Source organism: Micromonospora sp. NPDC049529, from assembly GCF_055586685.1.
This window is the reverse complement of the sequence record NZ_JBVJHT010000006.1, coordinates 268,166-292,166: the sequence shown is the minus strand read 5'-3', so window position 1 is coordinate 292,166 and position 24,001 is coordinate 268,166. Positions and strand designations below refer to the sequence as shown.

Here is a 24,001-nt window from a genome sequence, read left to right as displayed (position 1 = left end):
TTCACCGGTCGGCCGTGCACATTCCGTCGACGGGTGACCGGGCCGGGGGAGCGGCGGCCTCGGGTGGTTCGTCGGCGGGCACCACCGGGCGTCGCGCCAGGATCCCGATCAGCAACGCGACGATCACCGCGAGCCAGACGACCGCCAGTCCGCCGTACCCCAGGGCGGCGGCGGTCACCCCGGCGAGCAGTGCGCCCAGCCCCGCGGCAAGTTGGAGGAAGAAGTCCGAGGCGCCCTGCGCCATCGTCCGGAGCCGGCCCCGCGTGGCGGAGGTGATCAGGACGGAACCGGTCAGGTATCCGGCCGACCAACCGAGGCCGAGCAGCACCAGCCCGATGCCGACCAGGACGATGTCATCCGCCGGCGACACGGCGAGCACCACCGCGGCCGCCGCCATCACGCCGAGGCTCGCCACCAGCACCCGGTACGGCCCGAACCGGTCGGACAGGTAACCCACCAGCGGACCTGGCAGGTACATCGCCGCCGAGTGGACGCCGATCACCAGGCCGATCGCGGTGAGCGTGGCCGCGCCGTGGCTGAGGTGGATCGGGGCCATGTTCATCAGCGAGATCATCGCCGTGTGGACGATGACGACGACCACGATCCCCTGCCGGATCAGCGGATCGCGCAGGCTCGTCCTCAGCCCGGCGCGGGTGTTGCGGCGCTCGCGTACCTGCGCGCGGCCGAGTGAGCGGGCCACCAGCAGCGGGTCGGGCCGCAGGGTCACCAGCACCAGCAGACCGGCGACGACCAGACCCACGGCCACCGCCGCGAACGGTGCGGTGAACTCCGCGAGCCGTCCGGAGGCGATCCGCTCGACCCCACCGGCCAGCGGCGGACCGATCACGGACCCGGTGACCGCGCTCCAGGACAGGATGCTCATCGACCGGCCGATCCGGTCGGCGTCGGCGAGGTCGGTCACGGCGAATCGGGCCTGGAATCCGGCCGAGAGCGCCGCGCCGACGCCCAGCGCGCCGACGAGCAGCAGCGGGTAGCTCGGCACCGAGGCGCTGACCACGACCAGTACGGCGCCGCCCGCCCCGGTCAGGTAACCGGTGGCGATTCCGGCGCGGCGGCCCCACCTGGCCGAGAGACCGGCCAGCGGCAGGCTGAACAGCACCCCGCCGCAGAAGATGACGGCCTGCGCGAGGCCGGCGGCACTCGGTGTCCCGGTCATCCGGTCGGCGATGAGCGCGATCAGCGGGCCGGTCATCGCGAAGAGCGGTGCGAACAGCGCCTGCACCAGCAGGATCGAGGCGACGACGCGGCGTTGGACGCGGCGTAGCGCCGCAGGGTCGGGCACGGGGGCCTGGACCGGTGGGTCGGACTGGGATGTCACGGTGCGCTCCTGGTGGCAGGTGGGCACCGAGGTTGCCGGCCCCTCGTCATTGAATGTGATCATCCTTGACGCTCACATTCCGTGACTACAACTCCGAGGTTGCTCTCGTCGGAAAGCCCCGCTGGCGCCCCGCTGCGGGGCGCGTTCACCGCGATTTCATCGTCCCGACTTCGCATGGACGGACACTCCGATCCACAGTGCCCACCAGACCGGCTCGCCCCGGCAGGCGGGCGTTCTAGTCCGGCAGGCGGGCGTCGGGAAGCTTGGCGAGGATTTCCTCGACGGTCTCGTCCAGGGTCTGTGCGGAGGTGTCCAGCCACAGGCCGATGCGCGGGGTGTCCCGACGCAGGGACCGGTCCCGCCCCGGAGCGAGGACGACCAGGTGCCGGGGTCGGGTGGTCAGCAGGTCGACGTACTCGGCCAGTTCGGGACCGAGGACGACGTCCTGCACCACGGCGGTGAAGCCGGCCTCGGCGTACGTGTCGGCGACGGTGGCGGCGAGCCGGTAGCGCAACCAGAGCTGCGCGGTCGCCTCCGTGGTCGGTTCCGTTGTTGGTTCCTCCCGGTTCGAGACCACCATGCGCCGGAACACGTCGCCGTGTACGTGGGCCGCGCGGGGAAGCCGTTCGGCCAGGCGTTGCGCCACGGTCGACCTGCCGGCCGCCATCACTCCGGTGATGGCGATGACGCCAGGGGTCGGGTCGGACACTCCAGCCTCCTCCGGTGGCCGTCGACACGTCGAGTCTGACCGCGCCGGTCGGGCCCCGGCCAACCTCGTCGACACCATTCGGACTGCCCCGAATTGCTGGCCGCCCGGCTCCGGCGGCGGTACCCGCCGGGGGCGTGCGCACGGTCGGGTGATGTGCCCGCCGAGCCGCCCCGGCAGCCCGTACGGCTGGCTACGTTGCCCCGGTGAACCAGAACCGAACGCGGACCGGCCGCAACCGACGACGTACCCCGATCACCACGCTCGTCGGCCTGCTCTGCGGTCGGCTGGCGGTGCTCACCGTGACCACCCTGGTGGTGGTCGTCGGGATGCCGGCACCCGCGCACGCCGGGCGCCCCGACAACGGGCCTGCCGACGGTCGGGACGCGCACGTCGACCCGACGCCGCCGAGGGCCGAGTTGGCCTGGCTCGCCACCGAGAACGCCATCTTCGCCGTCGACGCGGCCGAGCGCATCGTCCGGTACCGGGGCTGCGACGGTGACTCGGGTCGGGTGCTGGACCGGGCGATGGTGCTGACCGACGGGGTCGCCACCGGGCGGGTGACGGTCGGCAGCGTCACGTACGCGTACCGGGTGCCGTTGCGCGGGCGGACGCGGGGCACGGTCGAGATCCACCGCCCCGACCTGGCGCCCGTGGTGCTGACCGGCGAGGTGGTGACCAATCCGCAGCCGCCGGTCGACCGCGAGCGGGGCGCGCGGCTGTTGCCGCTGACCGAGCGGCTGCGCGAGATCGTCGCCGCCTCGCCCAACCCGACCGGAGTCGCCGTACGCGACCTGTCCGGCCGGTACGGCGACCAGCAGGTCGAGGTGAACGGCACCTTCCGCCCCAAGGCGGCCAGTGTCATCAAGCTGTGGATCCTCGCCGAGTTGCTGCGTGAGGTCGACTGCGGCTCGCAGTCGTTGTCCGACGGGGTGCTGGTCCGCCCCGAGGACGTGGTCGGCGGTACCGGTGAGTTGCAGCACGAGACGTTTCCACAGGTGGTGACGTTGTACCGGCTTGCCCGCTACATGATCGTCTACAGCGACAACACCGCGGCGAACGTGCTGATCAACCACCTCAACGGGTTCGTCCGGGTGAACGCCCTGATCGACACGATGCTGCTGAAGCAGACCGCGCTGAACCGCAGGATGCTCGACACCGCCGCGGCGGCGCGGGGCGAGGAGAACTGGATCACCGCCGACGACGTGGTGTCCCTGCTCGGCGCGGTCTGGGACGGCAATCTCCTCTCGCCCGTCTCCCGGGCGCTGATGATCTCGTTCATGCTGGAGCAGACGATCAACACGAAGATCCCGGCCGCGTTGCCGCCGGGCGTACCGGTCGCGCACAAGACCGGCGAGTTGCCGGACGCCTCGCATGACGTCGGCTACCTGCTGATCCCGCATTCGCAGGTCGCGGTCGCGTTCGTCACCTCCGGCCCGGAGGCCACCGGCGCCGAGACGGTACGCCAACTCGCCCGAGCCGTGTACGACTACCTCGTCCCGGTCGCGGTCACCGGCCTCGGCCCCGCCCCGACCGGCGACCTCGGCCCCGCCCCGACCGGCGGCAGGTAGCTCCGGCGTCCCGCCCCGACCGGCGGCTCCGCTCCCGCCCCGACCGGCGGCGGGTGACGGCGGGGCGTTCCGCCCGTCCGACCGGGACACCCGGTACTGCCGGTCGGGACGATCCGGTCGACAGATTGGCCCCACGGACGAGGGCAGATGGCCCGCGCGGGGAGGGGACCTGTCATGCGGAGACGGACGGAACGCGGGCGCAGACGAGTGCGCGCCGGAACCTGGGGACGGTGGTGCGCGACCGGACTGTCCGGTGAGGGCAACGCCCGGATCGCCCGCAGGTTCGGGCTGAGCGAGAAGACGATCCGCAACCAGGTCTCGGCGGTGCTCACCAAACGGGGGGTCGCCGACCGGGTCCAGGCCGCCCTGCTCGCCCGCGACCTCGGCATCACATAGCCCCTGGTCGGAGTCGCGTCGCCGGCCGGGTCGGGACCCGGCGGAAGTGATATGTGCTCACCAAAGCCCGTTATCGGCGTTTAGCGATTTATGCGACATACGTCCCTTTAGCTGGTTAGCGTGACACATCGGCGTCCCGACCCTGTCGGCGCCACGGCCCAACCGGAGAGGGGTGAGCATCGACATGCGCGGTAGCGGTACGGCCCTGCCCGAGGTCATGATCCTGATCGGCACCCGCCCGGAGGGGGTGAAAACCGCCCCGCTGGTACGTCAGCTGCGGCGCGATGCCCGCTGCACGGCAACGGTGGTGGACACCGGGGAGCATCCTGGCCGCGTCGCGGAGGCACTGGCGTCCTTCGGCCTGTCGGCCGGGGTGACGCTGGAGCCCGTACGGCAGGCGGGGTCGCTGGCCGAAATCGCCGCCGCGCTGATCACGGCGACCGACGCGGTGCTCGCGGAGCACCGTCCCGCCGCCGTCGTGGTCCAGGGCGACACCCTGACCGCGTTGGTCGGTGGACTGGTCGCCTTCTGGCACCGCATTCCCGTGGTGCACCTGGAGGCCGGTCTGCGCACGCACGACCTCGACCGGCCCTTTCCGGAGGAGGCGAACCGGGCCATGCTGGCCCGACTCGCCTCGCTCCACCTGGCGCCGACCCCGACCGCGCGCCGGTACCTGCTCGACGAGGGAATCCCGGACGACCGGATAGTCGTCACCGGCAACACCGTGGTCGACGCCCTGCACCACCTGCTCGACCACGGGCTCGCCCGACCACCGGAATGGCTCGACCCGACCCGGCGGGTGGTCGTGGCCACCCTGCACCGCAGGGAGAACTGGGGTGGCGGCGTCTTCGGTGTCTGCGCCGGGCTGCGGTTCCTCACCCGCCGCTTCCCGGACGTCCAACTGGTCATGGTCACCCATCCGAACCCGACGCTCGGCGCCGAGATCACCGCCCAACTCGGCCGTACGCCGGGCATCCGGCTGACGCCGCCGCTGGCGTACCCGGAGATGATCGGGCTGCTCAGCGTGGCGGACCTGGTCGTCACCGACTCCGGCGGCCTCCAGGAGGAGGCCGGCACGCTCGGCGTACCGGTCCTGGTCACCCGGGACAGCACCGAACGCCCGGAGATCCTCGACTCCGGCTTCGGCACGCTGGTCGGCACCGACCCGGAGCGCATCGTCGCCGCCGCGACCCGGGAACTGAACGTACGCTCCACCGCCGAGCACTCGTCCCCGTTCGGCGACGGACGGGCCGGCGTACGGGCGGTCTCGGCCATCGCCGACCTGCTCGGCCTGCCGGCGAAGATCGTCGAGCCGGTCCGTCGGGCCGTACCCGCGTTCCATCCCGGCCACCCGCGCCCCGGCGCACAGAGTCCGGCCGTCGCCGCCCGCTGACCGGCGCACGTTAACTCCGGCCGAAAGCGGGAATCGACCGATCTCCGGGTACGGAGGGGGACGGACGTGTCGCTGCCCGATGGTTCGGTCTACAACGCCCGTGATCATGGCTTGATGGGCGACGGCATCACCAACGACCAACCGGCGTTACAGGCGCTGGTCGACCGGCTCGGTACGGCGTACGCGGCCGACGGGCGGGCCAGGGTGATCCACTGCCCGCCGGGTGTCTACTCGATCCGCGACGCCGGCACCGTCTGGCGCAGCGGCGTCTCCCTGGTCGGCGACGGAATGGGCGCCACCAAGTTCGTCCTCAGCAACGAGGGGAACCGGGTCGACCCCGTCCCGCTGGCCTACTTCACCACCGTGCAGCACGGGGCGGCGCGGGACAACCACATCGCCGACTGCACCTTCGCCCGCTTCGAGATCGACGGGTCCGGCGTCAAACTGGCCCGCTACGACTACCTCGCCAAGGGACTCGGCCTCCAGTACGTCATGCGCGGCCGGTTCCGCGACCTGTTCATCCACGACACCGCCGCGACCGGCCTCGGCTGCGACTTCCTCCAGGACACCGTGATCGAGGGGGTGGTCGCGATGCGCTGCGGCCGACTCGACACCGGGCAGCAGATGGGCGGCGCCGGCATCGGCATCGGCATCGGCGGCTGGGGGTCGAGCGAACGGCTGACCGTCAGCACCTGCACCGCCGTCGGCAACGGCACCAACGGGATCTTCCTCGAACTGCAACAGCCGACCTGGCTGCCGCCGCGCGGCATCCGCATCACCGCCTGCCACACCGAGGACAACCGGTTCGGCATCTCCGACTGGGGCGCCGACGGCCTGGTCGTCAACGGCTGCACCATGATCGGTAACCACGAGGCCGGCTTCGACGTCTCGGCCCAGGGCACCTGCGGCGTCGCCGGCCGGGGCGGGATCGTCGCCGACTGCATCATCGACGCGAACATCTCCGACGGCCTGAGCATCGGCAACACCCCCGGCCGCTACATCGTGCGCGGCAACCGGATCAGCCGAAACGGCCGCTACGGCTACCGCGAGCACAACCTGGCCAGGGACTCGATCCCGGCCCACGAGGTGGTCCTCGACGGCAACGAGATCTGGGAGAACGGCCTCGACGGCGTACGGATCGAGGCCGGGCTGATCGACGGCGTGCTCGTGAACAACCGCATCCGGGACAACGGTCGACGGCAGGCCGGCGCGACCAGCGGCTCGGGGGAGCGGGTCAGCTACACCCGTACCGCCGTCTGCGACGATGGCGCCGACTGGCTGCCCGACGGGCACCGGGGTAAGCAGGTCACGGTCGGCAACTGGACCGCGGTGGTCGCCACCAACACCGCCACGGAACTGCTGCTCGCACCGGTCCGGCCCGGTGCCACCACCGCCTGGGCCGGGGGTACGCCACCGGCCGGCGCCGCCTACCGGCTGCCGGACACACCCGCGACCCGCCCCGGCATCACCCTGGCCGTCGCCACCAGCGACCTGACCCTGCGGCACAACCGGGTCTGGGACTCCCAGCAGCACCGGTCGCAGACGCACGGGCTCTGGGTCACCGGCGACGGCACCCACGGCTCGGCCGACTTCCAGGACAACGACTTCGCCGGCAACGCCGTCGCCGCCACCAGGGTCGACACCCCGCAGTACGCCTGACCCGCCTTCCTGCCCGGAGCGGGAAACCCGGCGGGACGCGTTTGGGTGGCTGTCCATGTGGACAGCCACCCAAACTCATCAGGTGCGCGAACGACGGGTACGGGTTACGGCGTGGTGGCGCCGAACTCGACCCAGTTCAGGTTCACCAGACCGGTGGTGGGCCCACCGGTCACCGGCGTGAACACCAGGTAGAGGCGCTGCGGTCCGGCCGGATGGGTCACCGGAACCGCCTGGCTCGCGTACGCGCCGTTGCCGCTGGTGGCGTTCAGGGTGGCGGTGGCGACCACCGTGCCGGTCGGCGAACCGACCCGGAGTTCCACGTTGGCGCGCGGTTGGCCGACCGTGGCGGTGGAGCCGCCCGAGTAGCGCAACGTCACCGTGCTCACCCCGGCGAAGTTGATCGGCTCGAACGCGATGTGGTCACCGGCGTCGATGCCGCCGACCTGGGAACCACCGCCGGTGTCGGTGCTGGCGGCGATCGTCACACCCGACTGGATCTGGGCGTGCTCGGCCTGCTGCCGGGGCAGCTGGATGATGGCCTGACCAACCGTGGTGAGCGCCGGCTGACCGTTGCCGCCGAGGTCGGTGTAGATGGCGCTGATCCCGCCGTAGAGGTAACCACCGGCGTGGTCGGCACCGTCGGCCGGGGTGGGCAGGGTGCCGGTGCAGCCACTGGTCTCGGTCTCGCCGTGGCCGTGGGTGTCGTGCCCGAGCACGAACGAGACCGTGACCCGGCTACAGTCGACCGCCCCGTCCTCCGGGTCGGTGACGTTGACCGTGAACGGGACCGTGTCGCCCCAGTTGAAGAACGTGCCGCCGGCCGGCACCGTCACGGTGACCGTCGGAGCGGTGTTGCCGACGACGATCTCCCTGGTCAGCACCGCCGTCTTGCCGCTGGAGTCGGTCACCGTCAACTTGGCGTTGTAGACCCCGTTGGCGGTGTAGGTGTAGGTCGGGTTCGGGTCGGCCGAGTCGACCGTGCCGTTGCTGTCGAAGTCCCAGGCGAAGGAGATCGACTCACCCGGGTCCGGGTCGGACGAACCGGCGCTGGAGAAGCGCACCGGCAGCGGAGCCTGGCCCGAGGTCGGGTTCGCCGACAGGGCGGCGATCGGGGAACGGGTGCCCTTCACGTACCGGATCATGGACAGTTGGGCGTCCGGGTTGGCCCGGAAGAAGCCGTCGCCGTACTCCAGCACGTAGAGGTTGCCGTCCGGGCCGAACTCCATCTCCATCGGGTTGTCGAAGACGACACCCGGCAGGAACTGCTCCACCCCGGTCAGCTTCCCGCTGCCGTTGGTCCGCATCATGAACAGCTTGTCCCGGGTGAACTCCCCGAAGACCACGCTGTTGTCGTAGTACTCCGGGAACTTCGTCTCCGAGGTGCTCTCGGAGTCGTACTTGTAGATCGGTCCGCCGTGCGGGCCGACGCCACCGGTGCCGATCACCGGCCACTGGAAGTCGCAGGCAACCGGCGGGGTTTGCAGGTAACCCCCGGCGCAGGTGGTCCGGGCCTCGTAGGTGTACCAGAACTGCGGCTGCTCCACCGCCGGCAGGACCGTACGGCCGGTGTTGCGGGGCGAGTTGTTCACCGGCGCGCCGCAGTTGAACGGCTCCCCGGAGGTACGGGTCACGAAGTCGTAGTCGATGTACGGCAGGCTCGGCGAGTAGCAGTACGGCCAGCCGTAGTTGGCCGCCTTGTTGGTGGCGAACCACCGGCCGACGCCCTCCGGACCCCGGGTCGGGCTGGAGGTACGCGAGTCCGGCGAGTAGTCACCGACGTACACGAAGCCGTTGGCGTCGACGTCGAACCGGAACGGGTTGCGCAGCCCCATCAGGAAGATCTCCGGACGGGTCCTGTTGTCGTGGTCGGTGGCCTCCGGGAAGAGGTTGCCGGCCGGGACGGTGTACGTGCCGTTCTCCTTGACCTTGAGCCGCAGCACCTTGCCGCGCAGGTCGTTGGTGTTGGCCGAGGAGCGCTGGGCGTCGTAGCCCGGCCCCTGGGTGGGGGACTCGTTGATCGGGACGAAGCCGTCCGAGCCGCTGGCGTTGGTGTCGTCACCGGTGATCAGGTAGAGCAGGCCCTTGCCGTCGAACTTCACCTTGCCGGCCACGTGGCAGCAGATGCCCCGGTCGGTGTCGACCCGGATGATCTGCTGCTCGGTCGACATGTCCAGCCGGGGGGTCGGCCCGTCGACGAACTTCACCCGGGAGAGCTGGTTGTAGCCCTTGAAGGCGTTCCAGACCGTCGGGTCGGTGCTGGTCGCCGGTGCGTCACCCTCGTTGACACCGGGGGTGGCCGGGTTGTCCAGCGGGGTGTTCAGCGGCGGCGAGTAGTAGATGTAGACCCACTTGCTGGTGGCGAAGTCGGGCGCGATCGTGATCGTCTGCAACCCGTCCTCGTCGTGCTGGTACACCGGAATGGTGGTGATCACCGGGCTGGCGCCGGTGGCCGGGTCGTAGAGCCGGATCTCACCGCCACGGGTGTTGTGCAGCACCCGCCCGTCGGGCAGGACCGACAGCGACATCGGCTCGCCCGGCTCGTCGTTGAGGGTGACCTTCTCGTAGTTGCCGAGTACGGTCGCGCCGCAGTCGCCCTCGACCACGCCGGCCGCCCACTGGATGCCGCCGAGCAGGTGCTTCTTGAAGCCACCGACCCGGTACGTCTCGATCGAGTGGCCGAGCCCGGTGTAGAACGAACGGCCGCCCTGGTAGTCCTTGCACCAGCTGACCGGGTGGTCGAAGCCCATCGTGCCGCCGGCGAAGCTCTTCTCCTGAGCGGTGGCGAGCACGTGCGACGTACCCCGGACGTTGGCGGTGAAGTTGTACCACTCCTCGGTCAGGGTCAGCGTCTGCGGCGTCGCCTCGGTGGCCGGGTGGACCCGGTCGGCGACCTCGACCACGCCGGCCTCGGTGCTGGCGACACCGGAGGCCTTCGCGCCGACCAGGTTCTGGTAGAACGCCCAGTCCGGCTCGGTCTCCGCGGCGGCGTGCACACCGACGTAACCGCCGCCGGCCTTGACGTACGACTCGAACGCCGCCTCCTGGGTCGGGTTGAGCACGTTGCCGGTGGTGTTGAGGAAGACCACCGCGCGGTAGTCCGCCAGGTTCTCGGGCGTGAACGCCGCCCCGTCCTGGGTGATCGTGGCGGTGAATCCGTTCGCCCCGGCGAGCGCCTGGATCGTACGCACACCGTCCGGGATGGAGGCGCGACGCGTACCGGCGGTCTTGGTGAAGACGAGTACCCGGTAGTCGTCCGGGGCGCGGACCTCGGAGCGCAGAGCTGCCGGGCCGTTCTCCTCGGTGACCAGCCGTTCCTCGGCGGTGCCCGGATCGGGCGCGGCCGAGGCCGGTACGGCGACCAGGGCGGGCAGCACGATGGTGGCGCCGGCCACGGCGGCAAGCCACCGGCGCAGGGGTCTTGTCATATGTTCCTCCGGGGGTGTGGAGCGGGCCTGCGGCAGCACCCGTCGACACCGGACGCGCACGGGTCCGGTGCGGTGGTTCGGTTGCCACGAAGAGGTGTGCTGCCGCATCCGTCTGGATGGTGCGCAATCTCGCAGGACCCGTCACCGTTGCCGACCGGTGACGCCGGATGCTGTCCGCTACCGGGTGGTCGCGTGCGCCGACACGACGATCCGCGCTTCCTGCTGTCCGGGCCGGCCGTGCTGCACCGGTCCCGCCACCGCCGTCATCCGGCGGGGGATCGTGGGCTCAGCCGAGCTTCGTCAGCCGAGTGAGTGTTCGCGGGCGGCTGGAGACTGTCTCGTCCATGTCTCGCTACCTTCCTCGCGGCCGGGGCCGCGCGACGGGCGGGAGTGGCAATGGGACAGTGGCGCCGCCGATGCGCCGCTGAAACGTTTTTGTGTCCCCCACGCAGGGGGTTCGGGAGACGCTGCGGTTGAAACAGAACCTTAATCCGTAGGCAACACGAAAGATAGACCCAAGACCAACTAACTTCCGTCGATCCGAGCAGAAGGCTCGCCCCTCGCCGACAAAAGTTGGGGAGGGGTTGTGAATCTTGTGTGGGGGTGGTAACTCGGCGAGGTCGGGCCGGGGTCCGGCTCGATACGATCTTGGTTCGTGAGCACCCTTACCCGCGTACGTGTCTGGCTGGTGCTGTTCGTCATCGGCCTGGTCGTCAGTGGAGTCACCGCGTTCCCCCTCGAAGCCGAGAGCCGCCTGCTGGTGCGGCTGCTGCACGCCGACTGGTCACCGGCCCCCGAACACCTGCCGGTGCTGGTGGACTGGATCGACCACGTGCACCGGGGCATCGTCGCCACCAACGACGAGTACCCGTTCCTCGCGTACGGGACGGACTGGCTGGCCTTCGCACACCTGGTCATCGCGATCGCGTTCTGGGGGCCGTACCGCGACCCGGTGCGCAACATCTGGGTCGTCCACTTCGGCATGATCGCCTGCGTGGCGATCGTGCCGACGGCGCTGATCGCCGGGCCGGTCCGGGGCATTCCCTGGTGGTGGCAGCTCATCGACATCTCGTTCGGCGTCTTCGGCATCATCCCCCTGCTCGTCGCCGACCGCGGAATCCGCAGGCTCGCCGCCGAGGACGCGGACGACAGCGCCCCGTCCGCGCCGGACCGGCGGGCCGTCGTCCCGGCGGCCGAGGGATAGCGGTACGCGAAAGCGCGCCGGTCGCCGCAGCCCGCTAACACCAACCCCTATCAGTACGGCGACACTCCGATATTCGGCGCTGACCCTATGATGTTCGTGTGGTTTGTGCTTTCGCGGAGTTGTTGGTGACGGATCGAGACGAGGTTGGGCGCGGTGGTCAGAGGTAGGTTCATCCGGTTCGACGAGGCCCGTGGATACGGGTTCATCACGCCGGACGGCGGCGGTGAAGACGTCTTCGTGCACGCGAACGTGTTGGGTGACGGGAAATACGCGTTCGTTCCGGGAGTGCCGGTGGAGTTCGACGCGGTGGAAAGCGACCGGGGTATGAAGGCCCTCGCGGTCCGCATTCTCCGAACGGAACGCACGGCGACACCGGCCGGCAACGGTGTGTCCTCCGGTGACGTCGCGGCGGTGGAGCGTTCCGACGACGACGGTATGTGCGACGTACTCACCCCGGCCGGTTTCCGGCACGAGGTGACCGAGCTGCTGCTCGACGCCGTACCCACGCTGACCGGGGCGCAGATTGTCCAGCTACGGCAGGGTCTCACCGGGCTCGCCCAGCGGCACGGTTGGGTGGAGCACTGACGGTACGGCCGGACACGGCGGGCGGGTCGCGGCACCGGGTCGCGACCCGCCCGCCGTTTGTGAAGGCGCTTTTATAACGCTCGAATCTGTCGAAGACCCTATTCTGTGGCCAAACACCGGAATATGCGTGCCGCCCGGATAAGACAGTTCTCATCGGGGTCACATTGACTTCAAATTGCTGCACTCCATAGATTTCCAGCTATTCACGTCGCCGCGACGCGGGCGTTGCGGGCGAGGTGTTCCGGCAGAAATACCTGGAGGCGGTTCATCATGGCAGAAATTCGCGCACTCCGGCGGGCGCTGGGCGTGGTGCTCGGCGGGCTGGTCGCGATCCCGGTCGTCCTCGTCGGATCCGCCGGGCCGGCGCAGGCCGCGCCGAACTGTGGCGCGGTGGTGACCACGAGTACGACGGTCACCGCGAACCTGACCGACTGCCCCGGTGACGGACTCGTCATCGGGGCCCACAACATCACCCTGAACCTCAACGGCAGGACCATCGACGGTGTCGGCCTCGGCGTGGGCGTACGCAACAACGGCTTCGACGGGGTGACCATCCGCAACGGCACGATCACCGGGTTCGACCACGGGGTGCAGCTCAATCCCGGCACGCTCGGCAATCTGGTCACCGCGATCACCGCCCGGTACAACGAGGTCGCCGGGGTCGAACTGAACAACGCCGACACCAACAACCGGGTCATCAGCAACGTGCTGGAGTTCCAGTCGCAGCGCGGGGTCGCCGTGCTCGGCGGTTCGACCGGCAACATCGTGCGCGGCAACACCGTACGGGACAACCGGGACGGCATCTACGTCGAGAACTCGGCCAGCAACACCATCGAGACCAACCAGGTGACCGAGAGCAGCGACCGGGGGATCGAGGTGGTCGGCTCGCAACGGGTGACGCTGCGGTCCAATACCCTCACCGGCAACGGGGACGCGGCGCTCGCCCTGACCGGCTCCAACCTGAACACCGTGGACAACAACACCGTCAACGGCAGCGGTGACGCCGGCATCCTGCTCGGCACCTCGCACGACAACCAGGTGATCAACAACCGGGTCTCCGGCAGTGGCGACGCCGGGATCCTGCTCGACGTCGCGCACCGCAACACCGTACGGGCGAACAACCTCAACGTCAGCGCGCCCAACGCCAGCGGGATCGAGCTGATCGCCTCCAACGGCAACACGCTCCAGTCCAACACCGCCAACGCCCAACTGGGCAGCGGCATCGAGTTGCAGAACTCGGCCACCAACCGGCTGTTGAGCAACACCGCGAACACGAACAACGGCGCCGGCATCTTCGTCACCGGCTCGGCCGGGACGGCGGGCAACGTACTCGACGGGAACACCACGAACGCCAACAACGGCAACGGCATCGTCGTCGACAACGCCGGCAACACGGTCCGGCGCAACATCGCCCGGAACAACAGCGGCTGGGGGATCTACGCCAGCCCCGGCAACGCCGACGGCGGCGGGAACCGGGCCAGCGGCAACAGCGAGGCCGGCCAGTGCTACGGCGTGACCTGCACGGCCTGACCCAGGCGGGGTGACCCGCGCGGCGTGACTCAGGCGGGGTGACCCGCGCGGCGTGCCCGGACAGTACGGCGCAACGGCCGGGCCCGGACCGCTCCGGCTATCGGGGTGGTTCGGGCTCGGTCACGTCCGCGACGGTGGCGTCGAGCGCCCGGAGTGCCTCGTCGGCGGCGAGTGCGACGGCGACGCCCCGTTCACCGGCGCCCAGCGTGATCCGTCGCCCGCGTACGCGAACATCCGCGACGACCGGCCAGGCGGTGGTCGAGCCGAACGGGGTGATGGTGCCGCGCTCGTACCCTGTCGCGTCCTTGGCCGTGCCCGCGTCGGGCAGGGAGAGTCGGTTGACGCCCAGCAGCCCGCGCAGCTTGGGCCAGGAGATGACCCGGTCACCCGGCACCAGGACGAAGACGTAGTCGTCCTCGCCCCGACGGATCACGATCGTTTTCACGATGTCCGCGACCGCCATCCCGAGCGCGGCCGCGGCCTCGGCCACACTGCCCACCGGTCCGTGCCGGATCACCTCGTACCCGACGGCGGCGGAGTCGAGGGCGGCGGAGGCGGAGCCGGACATGGCTGCACAGTACCCCCGGCCGGGGCGGGCGGTCGTCGGTTCGGGCGGTGACGGCGTTCACCTGCCGATCCATCGGATGTCGTGGTCTTGAGGGTGGCCGGCGTCCGGTAGAGGAACACGGGGTTTGTCGGCTTACTTACCGACAGTGGTTGTGAAAGCGTTCAAAGTGCTGGTAGACATCGGATGTATCACGGCCGTTGGGTGCCCGAGAGCCGGATGAGTCACACCGCACCGGACGGTCCGGCGCCGCTGGTCCGGCGTCGCCGCCACGCCGGGCGGTGCGGGTCGCCGGCTCCGGTGGCGCCACACTGCGAGCCTGTGAGCTGATTGTCCGCGCGGGCCGGAGGGGAACGAGCATGGCGCTCACCGACGAAGCGATCCACAAGATCAAGGAAATGATCGTCTCCGGCGAACTGCGCCCCGGCGACCGGCTGCCCAAGGAGGCCGACCTGGCCGACCGGTTGGGACTGTCCCGCAATTCGCTGCGCGAGGCGGTGAAGGCGCTGTCGGTGATCCGGGTGCTGGACGTACGGCAGGGCGACGGCACGTACGTGACCAGCCTCGATCCCGGTCTGCTGCTCGACGCGATGAGCTTCGTGGTCGACTTCCACCGCGACGACACCGTGCTCCAATTCCTGGAGGTACGCCGGATCCTGGAGCCGGCCGCCGCCGCGATGGCCGCCCAGCGGATGACCGAGGAGGGCATCGCGACCCTCCGTACGCTGCTCGACGGGCTGGGCGGTGAACCGACCATCGACGCGCTGGTCGCCAACGACCTCGAGTTCCACCGGCAGATCGCCGCCGGCGCCGGCAACGACGTGCTCTGCTCGCTGATCGACAGCCTCTCCGGCCCCACCACCCGGGCCCGGATCTGGCGCGGCCTCACCCAGGAGAGCGCGGTCGCCCGCACCCGCGAGCAGCACGCCGCCATTCTCGACGCGATCGCCGCCCGGCAGCCCGAACTGGCCCGGTCCTGGGCCACCGTGCACGTGGCCGGCGTCGAGGAGTGGTTGCGCCGCGCGCTCTGAAGGACGAACCACTTCGCCGATGTCCCACGGCGCGGAGTCCGGGCAGAATGCCTGCATCGTGATCATGCAGCCGCCGGCACCGGTACCGTCCCGTCGGGTACAGACCACCGTCCTCATCGGATATTTCGCGATCCTCGTGGCCTGGGTGGTCGCCGGCCTCTGGCTGCTGAGGAGCGAATACTCCGAAACGGCCGGATTCGTTCTCCTCCCGGTGGTCCTCACCGTCCAGTTGGTGTGGTCGTGGATGAATGACCGCGACCCCTCCGGCGCCCGGAGGTTCACCGCCTTCGCCGCCCCGCGTACCGGCGGACCACCGGTCCTGGTCGCGCCCGGCCGGGTGTGGTGGCGGACCCACAGTGCGCCGCAGCTGTTCACCGGTGTCGGACTGATCCAGTACTGGGTGTTCGCGATCAAGGAGATCGGCGAGATCCACTGGGTGCTCTGGTCGAGCATTCCGTTCATGTTGCTCGTGGCGGTGAGTCTGGTGGCGACGATGGTCGCGCTCCTTCGTTCCATTCGGGGCGGCGGTGACCTGGAGTTGCGGCCCGGAGGGCTGTCGCTGCCCGGCCCGCTGGGACGGATCGAGCTGCCGTGGGAGGAGGTGCCCTCCGGTCGGCTCAAGGGACACCGGGACACCGACCCGCTCGTCCTGCGGGTGCGGCGGCGGTCGGGGAGCCTGTTCCGCCGCCGACGGGTCACCGTCCACTTCGACCGGTACGCCGTCGCCCCGGCACTCCTCACCGGTGCGATCCGGCACTACCTGGATCACCCCGAGCACCGCGCCGCGATCGGCACCGACGAGGAGTACGTGCGACTGCACGTCCTGCTGTACCCCCGGCCGGAACCGGCCGGGTAGACGGTCGGACCGACACAGCCTTGTCGCATTTCTGACGGATTACCCCGGCCCGTTCGGCTGGGGGCCTGCCGCCCACAGGTCTTACGCTCTGCATCATGTTCGATACTCTCCGGCAGGACTTTCGGCGGAACCGGGATCCGCTGGTCCGGCTCGTGCTCGCGGTCTTCCGACTCGGGCAGTGGACCGCCGCTCGGCGTACCGTGACGCGGCGGTGCTGGACCGTGCCGTACAAGGTGTTGAACCTGCTGGTCGTCCGGCTCGGCACGAACAGCGACCTGCCGCGTGAGCTGACCTGCGGGCCGGGGCTGCGCCTGTTCCACCCCTACGGGCTGGTGTTCCACCGGGACGCCTGCCTCGGCCGGGACGTGAACGTGTACCACCAGGTGACCATCGGGCGGCGCGACCACAGCGGTGAGCCGATCATCGGCGACGAGGTGACGGTGGGCGCGGGCGCGACCGTACTCGGGCCGATCGTGATCGGGCGGGGCGCGAAGATCGGCGCCGGGGCCACCGTGCTGGACGACGTTCCGCCCGGCGGTCGGGCCCTCGGACCCCGGGCGCTGATCACCGGCCTGCGCGGCGTCGCCCCGTGACCGCCGGTGGCGGCGGTTCGGCCGGATCGAGCAGGTACCGCCCGGCGCCCGTCCGAGGTGCGGACGGGCGCCGGGGTGCGGTCGGGGTCTCAGCCAACAGGTGGGACGGTCCAGGAGGACCGGATCAACTCCCGCTCGGTGGCAGCGAGGTGGGCGGTCACGGCGAGCCAGGCCCAGGCGTACCGGTCCGGGTCGGGATCGGCGAGCCGGCCGAACACGTCCCGGCCACGCCGGTCGGACTCGTGGGCAAGCGCGGCGGCCACCGTCGCGGCGGTGGTGAAGCCGGCCCGGCGCAGCGGACCGGCCAGCTCGGCACCCTCGCTGCGGGCCGCCTCGCCGACGGCACGCCGACCGCCGGACACGGCCAGTTCCACCAGCCGGCGGACCCGCCACAGCGGCGACTCCGCCACCGCGTCGACGCCGACGGCGAGGACCGGTTCGGTCATCGCGGCCAGGTCGCGCGGCGGCAGGTGGCCGCCCTGGATCTGGTCGTAGCCGAGGTCCGCCCGGCCGTGCCAGTCCGGCGGCAGCCGCAACGTCGCGACGGCACCGGGCACCGGAGCGACCGCGAGCGGGTGCAACGTGCTCGGTCGGGCCGGGTCCAGCCGGCCGACCACCCGGATCCGCAGGCCCGGCCGGGAGGCGAGCCGTCGCAGGTTGGACACGTGGGCGAGCACCGGGTGGGGGTTGACCGGCACCAGCCGGATCACCGGTCCGTCCGGCACCGGCTCACGGTCCGCCCCGGCTCGGGTGCCGGGCGCCAGCTCCCGGGCCAGCACCTGGTCACCGACGGCACCGACCACCATCAGGTCACAGCCGACCAGCGCGGTCCCGGCGCGGGCCGGATCCTCCGGGTCGTCGGCGGCGAGTTGCGCGGTCACCACCTCGGCGAGCGGGCGGGCGAACAGCTCCGCCAACGGTCCGACAGACCAGTCGCTGCCCTGCAACGGGGTGGCCCGGACCCCCTTGCCGGCACCGAGCCGGCCGTCGGGGGAGACGGTGGAGCCGGTGATCCGCAGGCCGCCACGGGCCAGAACCGCGTGGTTGACCGCGACCGCGCCCATCTCGGTGACCGCCCGGGCGCAGTCCCGTGCCCGGTCCGGGCCACCCGGCTTCACGTCGCCGAAGGAGAGCTGCCGCCCGTCGGCCGCGATCAGGTGGGTGACCACACCGGCGTACCCGGTCGCGCTGATCACCGGTTCCCGGCAGACGCCGTACACCTCCAGCGTGCCGTCCGGCTGGTAGGCCCGCCGCAGGACGCCGACCAGCGCCGGATCGGGGTCACCGGCGGCCAACCGGCCGGCCACGTACAGCAGGTCGTGCAGCACCTCGACCAGCTCGGCCAGCCGGTGCCCGGCCTGTCGCTCCCGGTGGGCGCGCAGGCCACGTACCGCGCGCAGGGCGGCGCTCTCGGCGCGCGGTAGCCCGGCCAGCCGGGCACTGTGCGCGGCCCGCAGCAGCTCGGCCTGGGGCACCGCGCCGACAGCCGGCGCGCCGGCCGCGATCACCGCGCCGGCGGCCCGCCACAGCGCACCGGCGGCGGCCCGTTGCGCCTTCGTCGGCGCCGTGCCCCCGCTGGTACGGCCGGCCGGCTCGCCGTCCGCGCCAGCCGACTTTCCGGTACGCCCGGACCTGCCGCCACGCCCGGTGGCGGTGCCGCCCTGGGTGGACGGTGCGGCGGTGCGGGCCGTCGGATCGGGGTGGGCGGCCGGATCGGCCACCGGGCAGGCGACCAGGACTGCGGTCCGGTGCAGGCAGCGGGGTGCCAGCAGGCAGCTGCACCGCGCCTGGATCGGGTCGGTGACCGCGCCGGTCGGTCCGGGTGTCAGCGTGACCAGGGCCTCGGCGCCACAGTCGATCGACACACCGCCGTCGACCCGGCCAGCCGGTACGTTGGCGAGCCGTTCGATGGTGGCGTCCAGTCGCCGGTGCAGCCGGGGTGGCAGGGCCGCCACCGCCGCGGCGGCGACCCTCGGCAGCACCGGCGGCAACCGGTCGACGTCTGCGGGGGTGGGCGTGGGGGTGCGGTGCGTCAACGTGATCCTCCGCGTACGCGGTCGCCCACCCAGCGGGCGAGTTCGAGCGGGCTGAGAGCGGCGACCGGCATCCCGGCCGCGACGAGCTGCCCGGCGACCGGTACCGAGTAGCAGGGCACTCCCCTGTCGTTCAGCGCGGCGCAGCCGAGCAGGTGCACGCCGGAACTGGCCAGCGCGCGAACCTCGCCGAGCAACCCGGCGAGCGGGTAGCCCTCCTCGAAGTCGCTGACCACCGCGACGATGGTGCGGCTCGGCACGGTCACCAGTGAGCGGGCCGCGGCCAGCCCGGCGGCGATGTGCGTACCGCCGCCGACGCGCACCTCCAACAGCAGCGACAGCGGGTCGTCGACCCGGTCGGTCAGGTCGACCACCGAGGTGGAGAAGGCGAGGAAGTGGGTGGACAGGGTGGGCACCCCGGCCAGCACGGCGGCGGTCAACGCCGACCACACCACGGACGCCTCCATCGAGCCGGACACGTCGACCACCAGCACCAGCCGCCAGTCGGCCTCCTTGCGGACCCGGGTGTTGAAGACCGGGTGTTCCGGCACCACCACCGTCCGGCCGTCGCCGAGCCGCTGGGTGTGCGCCAGGTTCGCCCGCAGGGTCCGGGCGAGGTTGATCCGGCCGCCGGGACGGCGGGACGGACGGGGGTTGGTCAACCCGGTCAACGCCGGACGCAGCTGGGTCGCCAACTGCTTGGTCAGCTCGTCGACCAGCCGCCGGACCAGTGGCCGCAGCTTGGCCAGGTGCCCCTCGGGCAGGCCACCGGCCAACGACAGGACCGAGGTCAGCAGCTCCATCGAGGGGCGTACCGCAGCCGGGTCGAGCTCGGTGAGCACGTCGGTACGGCCGTTCTCGGCTGCCCGGGCGATCACCTCCTCGCGTACCTGGGTGCCGAACAGCGCCTCAAGTTCGTCGGCCCATTCGCGGGCGGTCGGGAAGGAGGCTTCCTGGCCACCGCCGGCCGCCTGGCCGAGGTCGACGGCGCCCTCGCCCCGGCCGGCCCCGTACAGCTCGTCGAGGGCGCGGGCGTAGCGGCGGGCGTCGTCCGGCAACCGGTCGGACTGGCGGCCGAGCAGCAGCCGCCAGCGGTCCGCAGGGGTGAGCCCGGCGGGGTCCGGGTCCGGCCCGGTGCCGGTGTCGGCGCCGACGGGGGCGTCGGTGCCGGTGGGGGCATCGACGGAGCCGGTCGGCGTACCCGGGATCGGGATGTTGCGGGCGACCAGAGCGGCCCGGCCGGCCCGGTCGGCGGCGGCCCAGCGGGCCAGCAGTTCGGGCGAGGCGGGCAGGGTCAGGTCGAGCCGATCGGCCAGCCGATCGGAGACGGTGCGCAGCAGCCGGTCCCGGGCTGCCGGGGTGAGCACGTCGAACCCGCCCCGCAGCGCCGGCAGCCGGTCCAGGAACTCGGTGTCGGCAAGCCGTTCGATCCGCTCCAGCAGCGGGTCCAGCGCGACCGGGGCGGACTGCAACAGCGGGTGCGCCGCGGTGAGCAGACCACCCAGCAGCCCGCGCAGGTGCCGTCGGGTATCCGGTCCGGTCGCCGCGTCGACCCAACCGGCGACCCGGGTGCCCAGGGTTTCCAGATCGGTCAGGTCGAGCAGCACCCGGGCGGCCAGGGCGGCGCCCTGGATCAGCGACGAACCGGTCCGGGCCAGGTGACCGAGGGCCTCGTCCAGGCGTAGGCCGATCCGATCCTCGCCGGCCCGGACCGCGAGGTCGACCAGCGCGGCGGCATCGGCCGTGGCATCGCTGCCGGCCAGGCCGGGCAGTCCGCGGACCGCCGCGTCCAGCAGTACGACCGCCAGCTCGGCCGCCCGGGCCCGGCCGGCGGGGGTGGTGCCGGGCAGGTGTTCCCGGCGCAGCGCCTCCAGCAGGTCCAGTGCGGCCAGCAACTCGGGCAGCGTGCCGGTGTCGGGCAGCACGGCGGCGGCCAGTTCGAGCCGGTCGGTGACCAGCTCGGGTAGGTCGCACCGGGCGGCGTCGCGTAGCCCGGTGAGCAGTTGCGCGGCGGTGGGGCCACCGTCGGCGGCCTCCCGGCGGAAGCGCTCCCGCAGCGTACCGGCCGCAGCCAGCGCCGAGGTCACCCCGCGTACGCCGACCAGGTCCAGTCGGGCCGCCACGGACGGTGTCCAGGCCAGTTGCCACCGGGTGGTCAGGGCGGCACCGTCGCCTGTGCCGGTCACCGCGATCGGCTCGCCGTAGCCGACGCCGCAGAGCCGCAGGCGTTGCAGCAGGATCTCCCGCCGCCCGTCCAGCTCGGTGCGCAGCGGGTCCAACCGGAACTCGCGGGACGTCGGGTTGTCCGGATGGGGCAGCCGCAGCGCGGTGAGTTCCGCCTCGACCGCAGGCCCGAGCCCGGACCGGGGGGTGCCGGGGGCGATGCGGCCCCGCTCGGCACCGACCAGCACGGTCTCCAGTGCCGTGGCCAGCGCTCGACCTCGGCCGAGCAGTTCACCCTGGCCGAGCACGGTGGTCACCGCCTCCAGCATCTCGCCGCGGCCGGGGGCGGGCAGGTCCCGTAGCCGGGCCAGGTCCTCGGCCAGCCGTACCGTCTCGCTGGCCTCGCCGGTACCGGCGGTGTGGCCGGCCGAGCGGAGTTCCCGGCACAGGTCGGTGACCGCCCGGGCGGCGGCGGCCCGGATCCGTTCCGGATCGCCGGTGGCGGTGAAGACGGACTGCTGCCAGCGCGGGTCGCGGATCCCGGCCGGGTAGCCGGAACGAGAGTCGAGCAGGTCGAACGCGTACGGCACCAACGAGGTGACCGCCGGGTCGGTATCTTCGCCGGTGGTGGCCGGCCGAGACCGGGTCGTGACAGACCGGACCGGAGCGGACGGGGCGGCAACGGTCAGGGTGGACGCGGCGACAGTCCGAGTGGACGCGGCGGCGACCTCGGCGGTCGACTCCGGATCGCCGTCGACCGGGCCGGTGGCCCGCGCCGGGCCGTTGCCGTTGCCGTCGGCGTCGGCGTCGGTCGACGCTCCGGCGAGCAGGGCTGGGGCGTGGAACGCGCCGATGACGGCGGCGACCCGCCGACCGGATGAGCCGGCCTCGGCCAGCACGCGCCGCATGTGCCGCTCGCGCGCCAGGTCACGGGCGGGTACGCCATCGCCGTTCGCGCTGTCGGTACGCATCGCCCAGCCGACCCCGAGTGCCGCCCGGCGGACCGCCTCGGGCGAGCAGCCCGGGGCACGTACCTCGACCACCCGGTCCCACAGGTCGTCGCCGTCGCGGCCGGTGCTGCTGGCGCTGAGCGCGGCGGCGTACCCGGACCGGCGCGGGCCGGACACCGGCTCACCGGCGTCCGGGGCGGGTTCGCCCCCGCCGCCCGGCCCGGAGCCGGCACTCAGATCGGAGCCAGCGGTCGGGTCGGAGCCGTCGGTCGGGTCGGAGTCGCCGCTCGGCGCGGAGCCGGTGGTCGGGTCGACGTCGGTGGCCGGTTCGGTGGCGTCCGCGTTCCAACCCGGGTCGGCGCTCCAACCCGGATCGGCCAGCGGCAGGTCGCAGCAGACCACCTCGACCCCGCGCTGCCGGGCCCAGCGGATCGCGGCCAGTTCCGGCGAGAAGTCCGTGAACGGGTAGAAGCCCATCGGCCCGTCCGTGCCGTGGCTGCCGACCAGTGCCAGCGGCGCCCGGGCGGCGGGGTCGGACAGGTACGGCAGCCAGCGCTGGAAGTCGGCCGGCAGTTCGATGCAGACCACCTCGGCCCCGGCGGCGTCCAGCAGTGCCGGAACCATCGCCGCGAGGGCCGGGCTGTGATGCCGCACCCCGATCAGGTACGGCCGGACCGAACCGGCGAGCGTGTCGATCACGGCTCGCGGGTCGTTCGGCGACGGGTCGACGCTCGGCGGTGCGACGGCCGGGGCAGCCGCACCGGTCGACGTGCTGGAAAGGGTCGTCACCGCAGGCTCTCCCGCAGGTCCCAGAGCCGGCGCCACATCGCCGAGCCGTCCTCGGCGCGGCGACGTACCGGGCCGTCCCAGTAGCCGAGCAGCCGGGCGTGGTCGTTCTCGTCGTCCTTGCGCACCACGCCGAGCAGGTGCCCCGGCACGAGGTCGAGCGCGTCCCCGCCGGGCAGGTACGCGGCGGCCAGACCGAGCGACACGGCCACCTGCACGGCCTCGGCGGTCGACATCACCGTGCCGGGCCGTTCCACGTCCCAGTTCTCGCCCGACCGGCCCGAACGCAGATCGCGGAACACGGTGACCAGCGCCTCCAGCACCGCGTCGTCCACCGTGTACGCCGCGCCGGCGCGCTGCACGGCGGCGACGGCCTGCCGACGGACCAGGTCGGTCTCGGTCTCCGCGTCGGCGATCGGGTGAATGGTCTCGAAGTTGAACCGGCGCTTGAGTGCCGAGGACATCTCCGACACGCCCCGGTCCCGCAGGTTCGCGGTGGCGATCACGGCGAACCCGGGCACCGCGCGGATCAGCCCACCCTCGGTGCCGACCAGCTCCGGCACGTTCATCCGCCGGTCGGACAGGATGGACACCAACGCGTCCTGGACCTCGGGCAGGCAGCGGGTGACCTCCTCGATCCGAACCACCCGGCCGGTACGCATCCCGGTCAGCACCGGCGAGTCGACCAGCGCCTGCGGGGTCGGGCCCTGGGCGAGCAGCAGGGCGTAGTTCCAGCCGTACCGGAACGCGTCCTCGGTGGTGCCGGCGGTGCCCTGGACGGTCAGCGAGCTGGTGCCGCAGATCGCGGCGGCGAGCAGTTCGGACAGCATCGACTTGGCGGTACCGGGCTCGCCGACGAGCAGCAGCCCCCGCTCACCGGCGAGGGTGACCACGCACCGTTCGACCAGGCTCCGCTCGCCGACGAACTTCGCCGGAATGGTCATGCTGGCCGGCAGTTCGGTGCCGTCCGGCCCGGTACGCCGGTCGGCGGGCAGCTTCAGTGCCTCGCCGTCGCTGCCCCGGACGAAGGTGACCACGGCACGCGGGGTCAGTGCCCAGCCCGGTGGCCGGGCCCCGGCGTCGTACGCGGCCAGGAAGGCCAGCTCGTCGGCGTACCGCTGTTCGGCGGAGAGAACCTGGGCGGCGGTCTCCGGCTCCACGGTGGGGCGGACGTGTTCCGTCACGGTCACGAGATTCCTCGATCTCTCTATGGTTG

At 71.8% G+C, this 24,001-nt stretch carries 17 protein-coding genes; 10 read left to right on the top strand and 7 right to left on the bottom strand.

The features are described from left to right. Window position 1: 1 nt before the first annotated feature. Window positions 2-1,339, bottom strand: coding sequence for an MFS transporter (locus tag ACZ6QQ_RS12765; protein WP_465876128.1), 1,338 nt, complete (start codon window positions 1,337-1,339; stop codon window positions 2-4). 235 nt (window positions 1,340-1,574) lie between these two features. Next, window positions 1,575-2,048: an AAA family ATPase gene (locus ACZ6QQ_RS12760; protein WP_465876127.1), complete on the bottom strand. Its 474-nt coding sequence runs from the start codon at window positions 2,046-2,048 to the stop codon at window positions 1,575-1,577. 203 nt (window positions 2,049-2,251) lie between these two features. Here ACZ6QQ_RS12760 and ACZ6QQ_RS12755 point away from each other — a divergent pair, with 203 nt between their 5' ends. The 4 genes from ACZ6QQ_RS12755 to ACZ6QQ_RS12740 all read left to right on the top strand — a co-directional run bounded on the left by ACZ6QQ_RS12755 (window position 2,252) and on the right by ACZ6QQ_RS12740 (window position 7,064). Further along, complete coding sequence (locus tag ACZ6QQ_RS12755; RefSeq protein WP_465876126.1) at window positions 2,252-3,616, top strand: serine hydrolase; 1,365 nt, start codon at window positions 2,252-2,254, stop codon at window positions 3,614-3,616. A 174-nt stretch (window positions 3,617-3,790) separates the two neighbouring features. Beyond that, window positions 3,791-4,012, top strand: coding sequence for a response regulator transcription factor (locus ACZ6QQ_RS12750; RefSeq protein WP_465876125.1), 222 nt, complete (start codon window positions 3,791-3,793; stop codon window positions 4,010-4,012). A gap of 172 nt (window positions 4,013-4,184) precedes the next feature. Beyond that, window positions 4,185-5,405, top strand: a complete 1,221-nt coding sequence (wecB, locus tag ACZ6QQ_RS12745) for a non-hydrolyzing UDP-N-acetylglucosamine 2-epimerase (protein WP_465876124.1) — start codon at window positions 4,185-4,187, stop codon at window positions 5,403-5,405. Between the two features lie 66 nt (window positions 5,406-5,471). Continuing rightward, window positions 5,472-7,064, top strand: coding sequence for a right-handed parallel beta-helix repeat-containing protein (locus ACZ6QQ_RS12740; RefSeq protein ID WP_465876123.1), 1,593 nt, complete (start codon window positions 5,472-5,474; stop codon window positions 7,062-7,064). A 104-nt stretch (window positions 7,065-7,168) separates the two neighbouring features. Here the strand turns inward: ACZ6QQ_RS12740 and ACZ6QQ_RS12735 are convergent, their stop codons facing one another. Further along, complete coding sequence (locus tag ACZ6QQ_RS12735; protein ID WP_465876122.1) at window positions 7,169-10,489, bottom strand: ThuA domain-containing protein; 3,321 nt, start codon at window positions 10,487-10,489, stop codon at window positions 7,169-7,171. A gap of 655 nt (window positions 10,490-11,144) precedes the next feature. Here ACZ6QQ_RS12735 and ACZ6QQ_RS12730 point away from each other — a divergent pair. From ACZ6QQ_RS12730 to ACZ6QQ_RS12720, 3 genes are all read left to right on the top strand, one after another. Next, entirely contained in the window at window positions 11,145-11,693 is a 549-nt protein-coding gene (locus ACZ6QQ_RS12730; RefSeq protein ID WP_465876121.1) for a hypothetical protein, read from the top strand. Window positions 11,694-11,846: 153 nt separating this feature from the next. Then, on the top strand, window positions 11,847-12,278 hold the full coding sequence (locus ACZ6QQ_RS12725; RefSeq protein ID WP_465876120.1) for a cold-shock protein: 432 nt from the start codon (window positions 11,847-11,849) through the stop codon (window positions 12,276-12,278). A 270-nt stretch (window positions 12,279-12,548) separates the two neighbouring features. Then, the gene (locus ACZ6QQ_RS12720) at window positions 12,549-13,808 is read left to right on the top strand and encodes a NosD domain-containing protein (protein WP_465876119.1); all 1,260 of its coding nucleotides are present in this window, start codon (window positions 12,549-12,551) and stop codon (window positions 13,806-13,808) included. A gap of 97 nt (window positions 13,809-13,905) precedes the next feature. Here ACZ6QQ_RS12720 and ACZ6QQ_RS12715 read toward each other — a convergent pair whose 3' ends face one another. Beyond that, on the bottom strand, window positions 13,906-14,376 hold the full coding sequence (locus tag ACZ6QQ_RS12715) for an aminoacyl-tRNA deacylase (protein WP_465876118.1): 471 nt from the start codon (window positions 14,374-14,376) through the stop codon (window positions 13,906-13,908). 356 nt (window positions 14,377-14,732) lie between these two features. Here ACZ6QQ_RS12715 and ACZ6QQ_RS12710 point away from each other — a divergent pair, with 356 nt between their 5' ends. The 3 genes from ACZ6QQ_RS12710 to ACZ6QQ_RS12700 all read left to right on the top strand — a co-directional run bounded on the left by ACZ6QQ_RS12710 (window position 14,733) and on the right by ACZ6QQ_RS12700 (window position 16,853). Further along, window positions 14,733-15,404, top strand: coding sequence for a FadR/GntR family transcriptional regulator (locus ACZ6QQ_RS12710; RefSeq protein WP_465876117.1), 672 nt, complete (start codon window positions 14,733-14,735; stop codon window positions 15,402-15,404). 19 nt (window positions 15,405-15,423) lie between these two features. After that, the gene (locus ACZ6QQ_RS12705; protein WP_465876116.1) at window positions 15,424-16,260 is read left to right on the top strand and encodes a hypothetical protein; all 837 of its coding nucleotides are present in this window, start codon (window positions 15,424-15,426) and stop codon (window positions 16,258-16,260) included. Window positions 16,261-16,355: 95 nt separating this feature from the next. Then, window positions 16,356-16,853 (top strand): serine acetyltransferase, encoded by a 498-nt coding sequence (locus tag ACZ6QQ_RS12700; protein ID WP_465876115.1) that lies wholly within the window; start codon window positions 16,356-16,358, stop codon window positions 16,851-16,853. 89 nt (window positions 16,854-16,942) lie between these two features. Here the strand turns inward: ACZ6QQ_RS12700 and ACZ6QQ_RS12695 are convergent, their stop codons facing one another. From ACZ6QQ_RS12695 to ACZ6QQ_RS12685, 3 genes are read right to left on the bottom strand one after another with little or no spacing between them, the layout of a single operon-like run. Beyond that, window positions 16,943-18,889 (bottom strand): hypothetical protein, encoded by a 1,947-nt coding sequence (locus ACZ6QQ_RS12695; RefSeq protein ID WP_465876114.1) that lies wholly within the window; start codon window positions 18,887-18,889, stop codon window positions 16,943-16,945. Then, on the bottom strand, window positions 18,886-22,788 hold the full coding sequence (locus tag ACZ6QQ_RS12690; protein ID WP_465876113.1) for a vWA domain-containing protein: 3,903 nt from the start codon (window positions 22,786-22,788) through the stop codon (window positions 18,886-18,888). Before ACZ6QQ_RS12690 ends, ACZ6QQ_RS12695 begins: the two co-directional genes overlap by 4 nt. Next, window positions 22,785-23,975, bottom strand: coding sequence for an ATP-binding protein (locus tag ACZ6QQ_RS12685; RefSeq protein ID WP_465876112.1), 1,191 nt, complete (start codon window positions 23,973-23,975; stop codon window positions 22,785-22,787). The genes ACZ6QQ_RS12690 and ACZ6QQ_RS12685 overlap by 4 nt, the downstream gene beginning before the upstream one ends. Between the last annotated feature and the right edge of the window lie 26 nt (window positions 23,976-24,001).